Below are 14,152 nucleotides of genomic sequence, written 5' to 3' on the forward strand. Positions count from 1 at the left end.
CGATCCATTACCAGAGAGAGATTGCAACCATGACCGTCAGCTATCACGACAGCAATACCCGCATGAGTCAGATCACCGTGCACAACGGCACCGTTTACCTGGCGGGGCAGGTGCCCAGCGATGCCTCCGCCGACATGCAAGGCCAGACCGAGCAGGTGCTGGCCAAGATCGAACGCCTGCTGGCCGACGCCGGCACCTCCAAGGAGAATCTGGTGTCGGCGCAGATCTGGGTGACCAGCATGACCGAGTTCGACCAGATGAATGCCGCCTGGGATGCCTGGGTGGTGCCCGAGCGCCCGCCGGTCCGAGCGGCGGTGGAAGCCAAGCTGGCCAAGCCGGAGTGGAAGGTCGAGATCATGGTCGTTGCGGCGCTCCCGGAGGCCTGATATGCGTATCATCGGCGCCGACGATGTCGCTGCTTCGCTGCCCTGGCCGGCGCTGGTGGAGCGGCTGGCCATGACCTTTCGCGAGGGGGTGGAGTCGCCGCCGCGACACCATCACGCCATGCACCGTCCGGACGGTGAGGCCACCATGCTGCTGATGCCGGCCTGGGAGCGGGCGGGCTATATCGGGGTGAAGATGGTTAACGTCTTCCCCAGAATGCCGACCACGGCCTGCCCGCCATTTCGGGCGTCTATTTTCTCAGCGAGGGCGCCCATGGACGCCCCCTGGCCTGCATGGACGGCAGCGAGCTGACTCGTCGGCGTACCGCGGCGGCGTCCGCGCTGGCGGCCCGAGAGCTGGCCAGAGCCGATGCCGAGACCCTGCTGGTGGTGGGCACCGGCAAGCTGGCGCCGATGGTCATCGAGGCCCATGCCGCGGTGCGCCCCATCAAGCGGGTGCGCCTCTGGGGACGCCATCCGGAGAAGGCCGAGCGACTGGCCGCCGACTATGCCGATCGCTTCGAGACGGCGGCGGTCACCGAGCTGGAATCAGCCGCGCGCGAGGCCGACCTGATCAGCTGCGTGACGCTGTCCAGCGAGCCCCTGATCCACGGCGCCTGGCTATCGCCCGGCACCCACCTGGATCTGATCGGCGCCTTTCGTCCCACCATGCGGGAGACCGATAGCGACTGCCTCAAGCGCAGTGAGGTGTTCGTCGACACCTATGCCGGCGCCAAGGGCGAGGCGGGCGACATTCTCCAGGCCATCGATGAAGGGGCCTTCGACATCGGCGACATTCGCGCCGACCTGGCCGAACTGCTGACGGGGCAGCGGCCCGGTCGCTCCTCGGATGAGGCTATTACCCTGTTCAAGTCGGTGGGAGCCTCGCTGGAAGACCTGGCGGCGGCTATCGAGGTGTGGGAGCAGCTGGAGGGGCGGGAATGACCGCAGGCGCCGACGATGGTCAAGCGACCACGGGGTTTTTCTGGCACGAGCGCTGCTTCTGGCATGATCCCGGCGCCATCGGTGTATTCGCTTCTCCCGGCGAGTTTCTGCAGCCCCAGCCTGCCTCCGAGAGCCCTGAAAGCAAGCGGCGACTGAAGAACCTGCTCGAGGTGTCGGGGTTGATCGACCAGCTGGCGGTGTGCAAGCCGCCAGCAGCCACCCGTGGGGACCTGGAGCGTTTCCATACCGCCGAGTATCTCGCGACGCTGGAGGCTGGCGACCGAGCCCGCGGGGGTGATGCCGGCGACTGTGCTCCCTATCAGCCGGGCAGCCTGGCGGCGGCGCGCCACTCGGCAGGGCTGGCCATTGCAGCGGTGCAGGCGGTGGCCTGTGGTGAGCTGGCCAGCGCCTATGCGCTGTGCCGCCCGCCCGGGCATCACGCCGAGGCCGATCGCGGCCGTGGCTTCTGCCTGCTGGGCAATATCCCGGTGGCGGTGCGTCGCGCTCGGGCACTGGGTCAGGTCGGGCGAGTCGCGATCCTGGACTGGGACGTGCATCACGGCAACGGCCAGCAGGCGGCCTTTTATTCCGACCCCGAGGTGTTCACCCTGTCGATCCATCAGGCCGGCAACTACCCCCTGGAAACCGGCGGCTTCTCGGAGCAGGGCGAGGGGCGTGGCCGGGGAGCTAACCTGAACCTGCCGCTGCCGCCGGGCTGCGGAATCGGTGCCTATGCCTATGCCATGGACGAGCTGGTGGTGCCGGCCATCGAGGCCTTCGCCCCCGAGCTGATCGTGGTGGCCTGCGGTTATGATGCCTGCGCCAAGGACCCGCTGGGCAAGATGCTGCTCAATAGCGAGGCCTTCGCCGACATGACCCGGCAGCTCAAGGCGCTGGCCAGTCGGATCGGCAACGCTGGCCTGGTGATGGTCCACGAAGGGGGCTATTCGGAAGGCTATGTCCCGCTGTGTGGGCATGCGGTGATCCAGGCCCTGGCCGGCAGCCGGGTCGGCGTGCCCGATCCCCAGAATGACGAGATCGCCGCCTGGGCCTATCAGGGCCTTCAGCCCCACCAGCGTGAGCTGATCGACGGCTGGTGCAAGGCCTGGGCCGAGGCGGGCCGGCTGTGAGACGGCCCCGGATACGACACAAAGGATAGCAAGATGACGCCACTGGACGAACGCGATGGCTGGATCTGGCATGACGGCGAGTGGCTTGCCTGGCGTGAAGCCCGTACCCACCTGCTGAACCATACCCTGCACTACGGCATGGGCTGCTTCGAAGGCGTGCGCGCCTATGCGGGCCCCGACGGGACCCACCTGTTTCGTGTCGCCGAGCATACCCGGCGCCTGGCCGATAGCGCCCATGCGCTGGACATGCCGCTTGAGATCGGCGAAGAGGCGCTGATCGAGGCGCAGCGTCAATGCCTGGCCAAGAACGATCTGACCAACGCCTACCTCAAGCCGACGGTGTTCTTCGGGTCGGAAGGCTTGGGGCTGCGTGCCAAGGGGCTCAGCGTGCATGTGATGATCGCTGCCTGGGACCTGGGCGACTACATCTCTCCCCAGGCCGCCGCCATCGGGTTGCGGGCACTGACTTCCTCCTGGGCGCGGCACCACGTCAATATCAGCCTGTGTCGCGCCAAGACCAATGGCCACTACGTCAATTCGATGCTGGCGCTGAATACGGCGGTCAAAGCGGGGTTCGACGAGGCCATCATGCTCGACCCCGAGGGCTATGTCGCCGAGGCCTCGGCGGCCAATGTCTTTCTGGTGCGCGATGGCGCGCTGCATACCCCCGAGGTGACCTCCTGCCTGCAGGGGATTACCCGCGATAGCGTGATCTGTCTGGCCCGCGATACGCTGGGCCTGGAGGTTCAGGAGCGCCGGATCACTCGTGATGAGCTGTATACCGCCGATGAGGCCTTTGTGACTGGCACCGCCGCCGAGATCCTGCCGCTGCGTGAGCTGGACGGCCGCCGAATTGGCGCACGCGCCGGGGCACCGCCGGTGGATCGCCCCATCGACCCGTCTTCCATCACGGCGCAGCTGCAGCAGAGCTATCGGCGGGTGACCCGATGTGAGCTGGGAGACGACCTGCAGGGGTGGCGACACTGGCTGACGCCGGCCTGACTGGCCTGTGGCGTTATGCGGCGTTGAGGGAGATCGGTCCACGTCATGCTAGGCTGTCCCGCGACAGGGATGGACGGATGGCATGGTTGTGACACTGCTGGGGAACACCCTTCTCCTGCTCTTGGCGCTGGGGATGGCCTGGGCGCTGCGGCCCTCTGGTATCGGCTCTCGCTGCCGGCTCCCTGGCGGCAGCTGGCACTGGGGGTTGGGGCCTGGTAGCGCTGGGGCTGGTGATACTGGGGCTGCAGGGGCAGCGGGTAGCGGCGCTGGCGGGGCAGCTCGGACTGCTGGCCTTGCTGCTGGGCTGGTGGTTCCGGCTGCGGCCCACCCATGATCGTCCCTGGGCCGATGACGTGCTGTTTCTGGCGACAGGCAGGGTGACAGGCTCTCGGCTGACGCTGGAGCATGTCCGCTGCTTTGAATGGCACACTCGCGATGAGGCTCGGCCCCGCTGGGAGGCGCGCCATTACGATCTCGAGAGGCTCGACTCGGTGGACATGATCGTCTCCAGTTGGGGACGGCCTGCCATTGCCCATGTGATGGTGTCTTTCGGCTTCGGCGGTGACGATTTCGTGGTGTTTTCGGTGGAAGTACGCCGACAGCAGGGTGAGCGCTTCTCCGAGATTGGCGGTTTCTTTCGTCAGTATGAGCTCGCCATCGTGGCCGCCGACGAGCGTGATGCGGTGCGTCTGCGCAGCAACCTGCGCGGCGAGGAGGTGCAGCTGTATCGCATTGCCATGTCGCGTTCGGCCATGCGCTCCCTGCTGGTCGCCTACGTCGAGGAAGCCAACCGGCTGGCGAAAACGCCGCGTTTCTACAACACCGTCACCGCCAACTGCACCACCCTGGTCTTTGCCATGGTGCGCGGCATCGGTGTCGGCTTGCCGCACGATCATCGACTACTGCTCACGGGCAAGCTGCCCGACTATGCCTTCGAGATGGGCGGTCTGTGGCCAGGGTATTCACTGGGCGAGCTGAAACGCCGCGGACGCATTGTCGAGCAGGCGCAGGCGGCGGACGCGGATCCGGCCTTCTCTCAGCGCATACGCGAGGGCGTGCCGGGCTGGGCGCCAGGTGCGGTGTCGTCAGAGGACCGGGCATAAGAACGCCACGGAGGATTCCTCCGTGGCGCAGCAACCTCCCTGGGCATCGTCCCGATGCCGCACTCTCCCGATCAGGCTTCCTGCCTGCGCGCGTCCGTGTCGCAAGGCTCGACAGTATCCCTTGTCTGTCCCCTGGGGGACACGGCCTTTATCACATGCCCGGATGACAAAGGCATAACGCTACGGTGACGGGAGTGTGATTCCGGCCTGTTCATAGACTAGTCGCCGGACTGCCTGGGTTCCAGTGCGCTGAGCAGGCCACGCAGCAGCGAAAGCTCCTTGCGACTCGGCTGGGCGCGAGCGAACAGCGCCTGTAGCTGGGCCTCGGTGCGAGCGTGTGGCTGGGTGAGAAAGCCGCTGGCCTGCATGACCCGGGCGAGATGATCATGGAAGTGATCGAGCTGCTCGCGATTGGGCTTCCGCTCCTCGCTGGGCAGGGTGGGGCGATAGCCGCTGGCCGGACATTGTCGCCACGCCTTGAACACTTCGTAGGCGAGCACCTGTACCGCCTGTGAGAGATTGAGAATCCCGTAGTCGGGGTTGGATGGGATGCTGGCCTGGTGGCTGCAGCAGCGGATCTCGTCGTTGGTGAGCCCAAAGCGCTCGCGGCCGAATACCAGTGCGACCGGGTCCGCGGCGGCGCTGTGTACCAGCTCTCGGGCCATGGCATCGGGGTCGTCGTAGTGGGGCAGCGGCAGGCTGCGCAGTCTGGCACTGGCACCCACCACCTGCACGCAGTCGGCGACCGCCTCCTTCAGGGAAGCGACCACCCGGGCATTGGCCACCAGGTCCCCCGCGCCCGCCGCGAGGCGGCGGGCCTCAGGGTCAGGAAAGCGGCGTGGGTTGACCAGGACCAGATCGGTGAGGCCCATGGTCTTCATGGCACGGGCCGAGGCGCCGATATTGCCGGGATGGTAGGTCTGGACGAGAACGATGCGGATGTTGGAGAGCATGGTAGCGGTCGCTGGGCACTAGAGAATGTCCATGGTAGCAAACTCCCGGTCGAAGGGGCTCGACGCACAGTGTAATCGACCTGTGTCGGGCCTTGCGCTTTGTGTGCCGAACGTATCCAGCTCCTTGGTCATACCCAACAATAGCTCACGCTTTTTGAGTATTTCCTATCAACTAGTTCCTATAGGATTGGCTCGCGCTGTTTATTTTTCTAGTAAACGAATGGGGCTGATTTAAATAGCAGTTAAATTATTATTTTTTTATTTAGTTGTATTGGATAAGGGAGCGGCGTGAATATTGAAACAGTCGGCGATAATGACCAAGGCGTTGACGCTGGTCGCGAGTGCTGTTGCGCTCGCAGGCTGCGGGGGAAGTTCCGGCGGTGGGGGCAACCTACAACCCACTAACGACAGCGGAGTGCATGAGCCTCGCGGGGTGACTTCTGAGCCTGTGCGTGTAGCCGTGATCGATACGGGTTACGACCTGGAGGCGCTGCCAGAGAAGCGTGTGGACAAACTCTCAACGTGTACAGCATGGAGGAAGACGTCTCGAGTGGGGACACTTGGCACGGCACCACGGTGGCATCAGTGGTTGTCCAGGATGACAATCAAACCTCGATTCTGGATCTAACGCAGGTAACAGAGAATAGCTGGGCCAGTGAGGGTGCCCTTAACTTCGGCGTTGGCGAGGCCGCGGATCGCGGTGCCCGGGTGATCAATGCCAGCTTCTCGGGACGCACCCAGCTGCCCTCTCCCAACCTGACGTTCAACGATATCAATTCCCGTGAATCGCTGGAGAGGATCATCCACGGCAATGGCGGAAAAGGAGCCATCTATGTGGTGAGTGCCGGCAACGAAGGGCGAGCACTCGAGGCCGGCAGTCGCCCGGTCTATCAGCATGAGGAGTTATACCGCCATATGCTGATAGCCGGTGGCTCACGTGATGATGGGGCGGCGCGACATCCCGACAGCAATTACCCCGGTGACAACACTGGTTACCAGTCACGCTTCCTTACTGCGCCCTACGAGTGGCCGGAACTCAGTGCTCAGGGCACCTCCCTGTCGGCCCCCCAGATCTCGGCCTACGCGGCGGGACTCTTCGAGGCCTGGCCGCACCTGACCGCTCCCCAGGTGAGTCAGCTGCTGCTGGATACCGCGAGTCGGCATTCGTCGCTCTATCAGGACAACAGCTGCGGCATATCCGGTAGCACCAACTGTGGCGACTACTACCTGGGCCGGGGGAAGCCGACATCGAGGCGGCCTTCGAGCCGGCCGGTGAGGTGGCGGTGGCCTCGGGCGATCGGGTCGACGACGGAGGAGAGGCACCGTCCCAGAGCATGGCTCAGCTGTCCGGCGCCTACGGCGATGCGGTGGTGGCCTCGGGAGCGCTGCGGGATGTGGCGGTCTTCGACGAGCTGGGGCGCGACTATAGGCTGGATCTCTCACAGCATGTGACCCGCCGTGATCAGCGCAGTCGCGACATGCAGTCCAGAATGTCCCGACTGGCCAGCGCCTCGCCCGAGGCCCCCCAGCACCTCGACATGCGCCTGGGGGCGTTTCGACTCAGTGCGCGTCAGAATGCCTATGGTGAAACCCTGGCCTCGCGTTTCGACGCTCGGATTGGCAACAGTACCTGGACGGCGTATCGCGTTGCCGGCGGTGAAGTGGACCCGGTGAGCGCCTATGCCGAGTCAGGATTGATGCCGATGCTGGCCTTTCAGGGGGAGCAGACGTGCCCCGCAGCCTCGAGGCGGTGTCGGGGCTCAAGACCGAGTATGCCCTGAGTGATTCCCTGGCCTTGGTGGCGGCCCACTGGTCCGGCGATGCGCTGGAGGCAGATAGCCTGTTGAGCGGCTATCGTGCCAACCGTTCGGACCTGGGCGTTGCCTATGAGCTAACCGACAACCTGACGGTGACGCCGCTGGTTGGCATGCTGAATGAGTCTGGCGGGCTGCTCGGAGCGCAGGGTAGCGGCGCCCTGCGGCTCGGCGAGACGAACCGCATGACCTTCGGTAGTCTCCTTCTCGACTATCGACTCGGCGACCGCCTCGTGGCGTTTGCGCACTACGAGCGTGGGCATGGTGACATGAGCGGGTCCGGTGGTCTGGTGCGCCGTATCGAGAAGATTCGCGCCGAGGAGATGGCCTTCGGTATGCAGTGGCGCGGCGATGGTCAGCGTGCGGCCCTGGCGCTGCGTCAGCCGCTGCGGCTCGACCGTGCCGATGCTACCTTCGAGGTCCCGGTGGGGCGTACCCTGGAGGGGGAGGTGATTCGCGATAGTCGGCGGGTCGCCCTGTCGCCCTCCGGGCGTCAGCAGGATATCGAGCTGGGGTATGCCCTTCAGGCGTCCGAGCGCAGCCACCTGCAGCTCAACCTGATGTACACCTTGGAGCCTGGCCACGACCGGGAGGCGAGTCCGGAGGCCTCGGCGATGCTCAACTACACGGTGAACTTCTGATGCCGCTTCCGGCGGGCTGCGCGGGACTGGCTGCGCTGCTGGTGCTCGCCGGGTGCGCGCAAGGTCCATCGGTCGGTCAGCCGGTGGAGGCGTGGCAGCATGCGGATGGCGCGCCGAGGGTTCAGCGCGATGCCGAGGGTACCATCATCGGAGAGTGGCGAGCGCTGACGCCTTCGCCGGCGGGGTGTGGACGCTATCAGCTGGTGCCGACCCGGGAGGGGGTCGCCGCCGTCACAATGGTCCATTTCTGGAACGGTGACGCCTTCCAGATGACGTCCGAGGGCTGTGTCGTCCTGCCCTGACGCATCGGCCTGAAGCAGAAAGCCCCGCCCGTGGGAGCAGCTCTGCTGCCCGACGGTCGGGGCTTGCCTTTGGCAGGCGTGGTATATGGCCAGGGTGGCCATGGCTGCCCGCCAGCTGACGGTGTTTCCTTCGACTCGCTGCCGTCACGGCCGTGCACGGCAGCGAGAGTGAAGGGGTCAGGCTTGGGGGCTGATCACATCATGCCGCCCATGCCACCCATGCCACCCATGCCGCCCATGTCCGGCGCGGCTTCCTTCTCTTCCGGATCGTCGGCGATCATGGCCTCGGTGGTGATCATCAGGCCTGCCACGGAGCCGGCGGACTGCAGAGCGCTGCGGGTCACCTTGGCCGGATCCAGCACGCCCATGTCGAACAGGTCGCCGTACTCGCCGGTCTGAGCGTTATAGCCGAAGTTGCCTTCGCCCGCTTTGACCTCGTTGAGGATCACGGAGGCTTCCTGGCCGGCGTTGGTGACGATCTGGCGCAGCGGGGCTTCCATGGCGCGCAGAGCGATGGCGATGCCGTGGGTCTGGTCCTCGTTGTCGCCCTTGAGGCCGGCCACCTTGGTCAGCACGCGTACCAGAGCGGTGCCGCCACCGGGTACGACGCCTTCCTCGACGGCGGCGCGGGTGGAGTGCAGGGCGTCTTCAACGCGAGCCTTCTTCTCCTTCATCTCCACCTCGGTGGCAGCACCGACGCGGATCACGGCGACACCGCCGGCCAGCTTGGCGACGCGCTCCTGAAGCTTCTCGCGATCATAGTCGGAGGAGGTCTCTTCGATCTGGGCGCGAATCTGGCTGACGCGGGCCTCGATGTCGGCCTCGGCGCCGGCGCCGTCGATGATGGTGGTGTTCTCCTTGGACATGGTGATGCGCTTGGCAGTCCCCAGGTGGTCCAGGTTGGCTTGCTCGAGGGTCAGGCCGACCTCTTCGGAGATCACGGTGCCGTTGGTCAGGATGGCGATATCCTGCAGCATGGCCTTGCGACGGTCACCGAAGCCGGGCGCCTTGGCAGCCGCGACCTTGACGATGCCGCGCATGGTGTTGACCACCAGGGTGGCCAGGGCCTCGCCTTCGATGTCTTCGGCGATGATCGCCAGCGGCTTGCCGGCCTTGGCGACGGCTTCCAGCACCGGCAGCAGCTCGCGGATGTTGGAGATCTTCTTGTCGACCAGCAGCAGGTAGGGGTCTTCCAGCTCGACCGCCATGGTGTCCTGGTTGGTCACGAAGTAGGGCGACAGGTAGCCGCGGTCGAACTGCATGCCTTCGACCACTTCGAGCTCGTCTTCCAGGCCGCGGCCTTCGTCGACGGTGATGACGCCTTCCTTGCCGACCTTCTCCATGGCGTCGGCGATGATCTCGCCGATCCGCGCGTCGCCGTTGGCGGAGATGGTGCCAACCTGGGCGATGGACTTGCGCTCGGTGCAGGGCACGGAGAGGGCTTCGATCTCCTTGACCGCGGCCACTACGGCCTGGTCGATGCCGCGCTTGAGGTCCATCGGGTTCATGCCCGCGGTCACGCCCTTCATGCCTTCGGTGACGATGGATTGCGCCAGCACGGTGGCAGTGGTGGTGCCGTCACCGGCCACGTCGGAGGTCTTGGAAGCGACTTCCTTGACCATCTGAGCGCCCATGTTCTCGAACTTGTCCTTCAGCTCGATCTCCTTGGCCACGGAGACGCCGTCCTTGGTGACGGTCGGTGCGCCGAAGGACTTTTCGATGACCACGTTGCGGCCCTTGGGACCCAGGGTGGCCTTGACGGCGTTGGCCAGGACGTCAACGCCGCGGGCCATGCGCTTGCGGGCTTCATCGGAGAACTTGATCTGTTTCGCTGCCATTTTTCGTTACTTCCTGTGAGTTCGTGAACGTCGTATGGGAACGGAATAAATGCGTCGTGTCGGTCTGGCGGTTAGCCTTCCACCACGGCGAGAATGTCGGACTCGCTCATGATCAGGACCTCTTCGCCGTCGATCTTCTGTTTCTCGACGCCGAAGCCCTCCTTGAAGATCACGGTGTCGCCGACCTTGACGTCCAGGGGACGCACGTCGCCGCTGTCGAGAATCCGGCCGTTACCGACGGCGAGCACTTCGCCACGAGTCGGTTTTTCCTGGGCGTTGCCCGGAAGCACGATGCCGCCTGCGGTTTTCTGCTCTTCTTCAACGCGACGGACGACGACGCGATCGTGCAAGGGACGGATGTTCATTGCTCACGTTCTCCTGATGGTTTGCTGTGCCATGACGGGCATGGCGGTTTCATCTTCATCCCTCCCGCGTGAGCGGGAAGGCGGAGGCGAAGTCGCCTTCCTTGTCGAAGGTGCCGGGGCTGCCCGACACCGAAGCCTGTTGCTGAGCGTGAAATGGGGCCGAGCGATTCCCTTTCAAGGGGCAGGGGGAAAATTTTTTGCCACGGGAGTCGCTAGCCGCCGCTGGGCTCAGCGGCCGTGTTCGTCTCGACCGATAAAGTCGCCTTCCAGCGGTTGTTGCTGGCTGCCGTCGTGGTGTTGCTGCTGTTCGCCGCCGTCATGGCGATTGCCGCTGGCTTGCTGCCAACCATCCTCAGGGCCATGCCCGCGGCTGTGTGGCTTGTCGCGGCCCCGGAGGTGCGCCATGGCCAGCAGCCGGGCCAGCCCGCGGCGTGCCCCGGGAATCACGCAGAGCAAGCCTAGGGTGTCGGAGAGAAAACCGGGGGTCAGCAGCAGTGCACCGCCGAAGATCAACGCGGCCCCGGTCAACAGTTCGCTTGACGGTAGCTCGCCCCGGTCCAGTCGCAGGCGGGCGCGGGCCAGGGCTGCGGTGCCTTCGAGGCGAATCAGGTAGAGCCCGATGAAGCCGGTGGCCAGGACCAGCAGCAGGGTGGTCAAAAGGCCGATCTGGCCCCCCACGGCAAACAAGATGACGAAGTCGAGGAGTGCAAAGAGGGTGACGAATAGCAGGAAGGGCATGGTGGCTCCGGAACAGTCAATTCCGCTGTGAATGGGGGCGAGGGCACGAAAATCAAGAGGCGCGAGGGAGGGAGGGGCGAGGCAGAAGGACGGTGAGCGAGTCGTGCGCTGATGATGCAGTGCACAATAAATGCTAGGGTGGGCCTCAAGATGATCGAGATTTCAGCCGAATATAGGCTATGTAAGCCTGCTATAGCCGGCATCCCTCCCACCTCACACCATCTGGGAAGTACAAATGAAACTGGACAAGAGCGTGATTGCCATTACCGGCGGGGCCCGCGGCCTCGGTTATGCCATGGCGCGCCGCCTGGGCGAGCAGGGAGCTCGTCTGGCCCTGCTGGACATGGACGGCGGTGCGCTGGATCAGGCCGTCTCGGCGCTGCATCGTGAGGGTATCGAGTCCCGCGGCTTTGTGGTGAACGTCGCCGACGAAGCCTCGGTCAAGCAGACTTTCAGCGATGTGGCTGAGTCGCTGGGGCCAGTCAGCGGGCTGGTCAACAATGCCGGCATTCTGCGCGATGCGCTGCTGGTCAAGGCCAGAGACGGCAAGGTCGAGAAGACCATGTCCCTCGAGCAGTGGCAGCAGGTGATCGACGTCAACCTCACCGGTGTCTTCCTGTGCGGCCGTGAGGCGGCCAGCCAGATGATCGAGGCCGGCAAGGAGGGGGTGATCGTCAATATCTCGAGTATCTCCCGGGCCGGTAACATGGGGCAGAGCAACTATGCCGCCGCCAAGGCCGCGGTGGTGTCGCTGACGACCACCTGGGCGCGGGAGCTGGCTCGCTACGGGATTCGCGTGGGGGCCGTGGCGCCGGGGTTCATCGAAACGGACATGACCGCCTCGATGCGCGAGGACATGCTCGAGAAGCTTACCGCCGGGGTGCCCCTCAAGCGCCTCGGGGCGCCCGATGACATTGCCGCGAGCGTGGCGTTCATCTTCGAGAACGCCTACTTCACGGGCCGGGTGATCGAGTGCGACGGCGGGCTCCGCCTGTGAGGTAATAGGTCGCGATGCCTCCGCCGGCCGTGGTGCCGGTCGGCGGAGGCATGACTACTGTGTGCAACCGACGCCGCTGTGGCGTCAGAATTCCACCTGGTCGCGCAGGCCATCCACGGTGGCTTCGCCGATGCCGCTGACCCGGGTCAGGTCGTCGGCGCTTTCGAAGCCGCCGTTGGCGTCGCGCTCCTCGATGATCGCTTCGGCCCGGGTGGGCCCGATCCCCGGCAGCTCCGCCAGCAGCTCGGCGTCGGCGGTGTTGACGTTGATCGGGGCGAGCTGCTGGGCCAGTGCCAGCGGCGAGAGGGCCAGCAGCAGGCTCAGGACGATTCCCAGTGATGCTCCCTTCAGCGTTCCTTTCATGATCGCTCTCCATGTTGTCGGCAAGGCGACACCGCTCGGGTGTCCGCTTTCAAGCTAGCGGGTGCAAGGCGAGGTCGGCGTCGTCTGAGCCCGGCGTTTTATGTAAGAAAAAGCCGATGGGGTCTGTCGGTCGTGATCCTGGGAGGCTGTAGGGCCCTGAGGGGGGATCAAAAAGCCGCATTCACTGAGCAGCGTGAATGCGGCCATGTGGTGCGTCGGGGCTTGTCGGGGGGCTGCCTCAGGCGGCGGCCTTGTCGGTGCGCGCCGCCAGGATGAAGTCGTTCTTGTGCAGCCCCTTCATCTCATGGGACCACCAGGTTACGGTCACCTTGCCCCACTCGGTCAGTAGGGCGGGGTGATGCCCCACCTCTTCGGCGATGTCGCTGACCCGGTTGGTGAAATCCAGGGCCTGCTTGAAGTTGCGGAATTTGAAGACGCGCTCCAGCTGCTTGACCCCGTCGCGCTCGACGATCTGCCAGTCGGGAATGTCCTGTCGATAGGTCTCGATCTCTTCGTCCGTCACATGGGGGCGTCCCAGCTGCACGCTTCACATTGCTGTTCGGAAAGCTGACTCATGGTGTCTCCTTGTCGTCTTTGGGGAAAGTGATTCGCGCAACGCGCGATTCTCAAGCGCCTGCTTGAGCGCGCTTCGGGGCCGGCTCGAAGCGGGGCTCGTGGAGCCCCAGCGCCATGGCCCGGTGCACCATGCTCATGATGTCCTGTCCCGCAAGGTCGTGCAGAGTGTCGAGATCGTCAAGCACGTAGTAGAGCGGCTGCAGGATGTCGATGCGGTAGGGGGTGCGCAGCGCCTCCAGCGGCTCGAAGGGCAGGTGCTCGGGCACGTCGGAGAGGGCGTGCAGGGTCTCCTTGGGCGAGGAGATGATGCCGCCGCCGTAGATGCGTCGTCCCGCCGGTGTGTCCACCAGGCCGAACTCCACGGTCAGCCAGTAGAGGCGTGCCAGGTAGGCGCGCTCCTTGGGCGTGGCATCCAGCCCCAGCCGCCCGTAGGTGGCGGTGAACTCGGCGAAGGCGGGATTGGTGAGCATGGGACAGTGGCCGAAGATCTCATGAAAGATGTCCGGCTCCTTGAGGTAGTCCAGCTCCTCCGGGGCGCGAATGAAGGTGGCGACCGGAAAGCGCCGGCTGGCGAGCAGAGAAAGAAGGTGTCGAAGGGAATCAGCGCCGGCACCTGGGCGGTCTGCCAGCCGGTGGTGGCCTGCAGCACGCGGTCGATATCGGCGAGCTGGGGCACCCGGTCATGGGGCAGCGCCAGGCGCTCCAGGCCATCCAGATACTCCTGGCAGACGCGCCCCTCGATGACCCCTAGCTGGCGCTGCATCAGTGTCTGCCAGGTGGCGTTGTCCTGTGCCGGCCAGGCGATATGGCCGTGCTCGTCGGGTAGGCGGGCGCGGTAGCCGGTCTTGCTGGCGACGTCGCTGAGCTGCGGGTTCGAAGCCGTCATGGTCACTCCCGTGGCGATTGTGTGTTGTTGTGGCCTGTCTCGAGTCTAGGGGGCGGGAGCTGGCCCAGGGTGGGGAGAGGGCTTGCGGGTGAGCGCTTGCCGGATATTGAGTGTCA

General features: G+C 65.1%; 13 protein-coding genes and 4 pseudogenes. 10 read left to right on the forward strand and 7 right to left on the reverse strand.

Annotated elements, in window-relative coordinates; translation table 11 throughout:
• Nucleotides 1-29 precede the first annotated feature (29 nt).
• The 5 genes and pseudogenes from ACSJDS_RS10795 (at nucleotide 30) to ACSJDS_RS10815 (ending at nucleotide 4,563) form a co-directional block, all read left to right on the forward strand.
• Nucleotides 30-386, forward strand: a complete 357-nt coding sequence (locus ACSJDS_RS10795; RefSeq protein ID WP_473033289.1) for a RidA family protein — start codon at nucleotides 30-32, stop codon at nucleotides 384-386.
• Between the two features lies 1 nt (nucleotide 387).
• Nucleotides 388-1,328: pseudogene (gene lhpI, locus ACSJDS_RS10800) on the forward strand (bifunctional Delta(1)-pyrroline-2-carboxylate/Delta(1)-piperideine-2-carboxylate reductase).
• Nucleotides 1,325-2,458: a class II histone deacetylase gene (locus ACSJDS_RS10805; protein ID WP_473033290.1), complete on the forward strand. Its 1,134-nt coding sequence runs from the start codon at nucleotides 1,325-1,327 to the stop codon at nucleotides 2,456-2,458. The pseudogene lhpI and the gene ACSJDS_RS10805 overlap by 4 nt, the downstream one beginning before the upstream one ends.
• Nucleotides 2,459-2,491: 33 nt before the next feature.
• Nucleotides 2,492-3,460 (forward strand): branched-chain amino acid transaminase, encoded by a 969-nt coding sequence (locus ACSJDS_RS10810; protein WP_473033291.1) that lies wholly within the window; start codon nucleotides 2,492-2,494, stop codon nucleotides 3,458-3,460.
• A 230-nt stretch (nucleotides 3,461-3,690) separates the two neighbouring features.
• Nucleotides 3,691-4,563, forward strand: a complete 873-nt coding sequence (locus ACSJDS_RS10815) for an Lnb N-terminal periplasmic domain-containing protein (RefSeq protein ID WP_473033293.1) — start codon at nucleotides 3,691-3,693, stop codon at nucleotides 4,561-4,563.
• A 218-nt stretch (nucleotides 4,564-4,781) separates the two neighbouring features.
• On the opposite strand, the gene ACSJDS_RS10820 is transcribed toward ACSJDS_RS10815, so the two are convergent.
• The gene (locus ACSJDS_RS10820) at nucleotides 4,782-5,516 is read right to left on the reverse strand and encodes an RNA methyltransferase (RefSeq protein WP_473033294.1); all 735 of its coding nucleotides are present in this window, start codon (nucleotides 5,514-5,516) and stop codon (nucleotides 4,782-4,784) included.
• A gap of 531 nt (nucleotides 5,517-6,047) precedes the next feature.
• On the opposite strand from ACSJDS_RS10820, the pseudogene ACSJDS_RS10825 reads away from it, so the two are divergent.
• The 4 genes and pseudogenes from ACSJDS_RS10825 to ACSJDS_RS10840 all read left to right on the forward strand — a co-directional run.
• Nucleotides 6,048-6,698: pseudogene (locus ACSJDS_RS10825) on the forward strand (S8 family serine peptidase); the annotation flags it as partial.
• Nucleotides 6,699-6,793: 95 nt separating this feature from the next.
• The gene (locus ACSJDS_RS10830) at nucleotides 6,794-7,297 is read left to right on the forward strand and encodes a hypothetical protein (RefSeq protein ID WP_473035104.1); all 504 of its coding nucleotides are present in this window, start codon (nucleotides 6,794-6,796) and stop codon (nucleotides 7,295-7,297) included.
• Nucleotides 7,246-7,971 (forward strand): hypothetical protein, encoded by a 726-nt coding sequence (locus tag ACSJDS_RS10835; protein WP_473033295.1) that lies wholly within the window; start codon nucleotides 7,246-7,248, stop codon nucleotides 7,969-7,971. Before ACSJDS_RS10830 ends, ACSJDS_RS10835 begins: the two co-directional genes overlap by 52 nt.
• Complete coding sequence (locus ACSJDS_RS10840; protein WP_473033296.1) at nucleotides 7,971-8,273, forward strand: hypothetical protein; 303 nt, start codon at nucleotides 7,971-7,973, stop codon at nucleotides 8,271-8,273. Before ACSJDS_RS10835 ends, ACSJDS_RS10840 begins: the two co-directional genes overlap by 1 nt.
• Before the next feature lie 194 nt (nucleotides 8,274-8,467).
• Here ACSJDS_RS10840 and groL read toward each other — a convergent pair whose 3' ends face one another.
• From groL to ACSJDS_RS10855, 3 genes are all read right to left on the reverse strand, one after another.
• Nucleotides 8,468-10,111, reverse strand: a complete 1,644-nt coding sequence (groL, locus tag ACSJDS_RS10845; RefSeq protein ID WP_473033297.1) for a chaperonin GroEL — start codon at nucleotides 10,109-10,111, stop codon at nucleotides 8,468-8,470.
• Nucleotides 10,112-10,182: 71 nt separating this feature from the next.
• Complete coding sequence (locus ACSJDS_RS10850) at nucleotides 10,183-10,476, reverse strand: co-chaperone GroES (protein ID WP_043518768.1); 294 nt, start codon at nucleotides 10,474-10,476, stop codon at nucleotides 10,183-10,185.
• Between the two features lie 228 nt (nucleotides 10,477-10,704).
• The gene (locus ACSJDS_RS10855; RefSeq protein WP_473033298.1) at nucleotides 10,705-11,214 is read right to left on the reverse strand and encodes an FxsA family protein; all 510 of its coding nucleotides are present in this window, start codon (nucleotides 11,212-11,214) and stop codon (nucleotides 10,705-10,707) included.
• Nucleotides 11,215-11,449: 235 nt separating this feature from the next.
• Between ACSJDS_RS10855 and ACSJDS_RS10860 the strand changes: the two genes are divergently transcribed.
• Nucleotides 11,450-12,211 carry an SDR family oxidoreductase gene (locus ACSJDS_RS10860; RefSeq protein ID WP_473033299.1) on the forward strand — a complete coding sequence of 254 codons (762 nt, stop codon included), beginning with the start codon at nucleotides 11,450-11,452 and terminating at the stop codon, nucleotides 12,209-12,211.
• Nucleotides 12,212-12,295: 84 nt separating this feature from the next.
• Here the strand turns inward: ACSJDS_RS10860 and ACSJDS_RS10865 are convergent, their stop codons facing one another.
• From ACSJDS_RS10865 to phhA, 3 genes and pseudogenes are all read right to left on the reverse strand, one after another.
• Nucleotides 12,296-12,574 carry a ComEA family DNA-binding protein gene (locus ACSJDS_RS10865; RefSeq protein WP_473033300.1) on the reverse strand — a complete coding sequence of 93 codons (279 nt, stop codon included), beginning with the start codon at nucleotides 12,572-12,574 and terminating at the stop codon, nucleotides 12,296-12,298.
• A 238-nt stretch (nucleotides 12,575-12,812) separates the two neighbouring features.
• A pseudogene (locus ACSJDS_RS10870) lies at nucleotides 12,813-13,150 on the reverse strand (4a-hydroxytetrahydrobiopterin dehydratase).
• A 50-nt stretch (nucleotides 13,151-13,200) separates the two neighbouring features.
• Nucleotides 13,201-14,036, reverse strand: a pseudogene (gene phhA, locus ACSJDS_RS10875) (phenylalanine 4-monooxygenase).
• Nucleotides 14,037-14,152: the final 116 nt, after the last annotated feature.

Source organism: Halomonas sp. SL18_1, assembly GCF_055755715.1.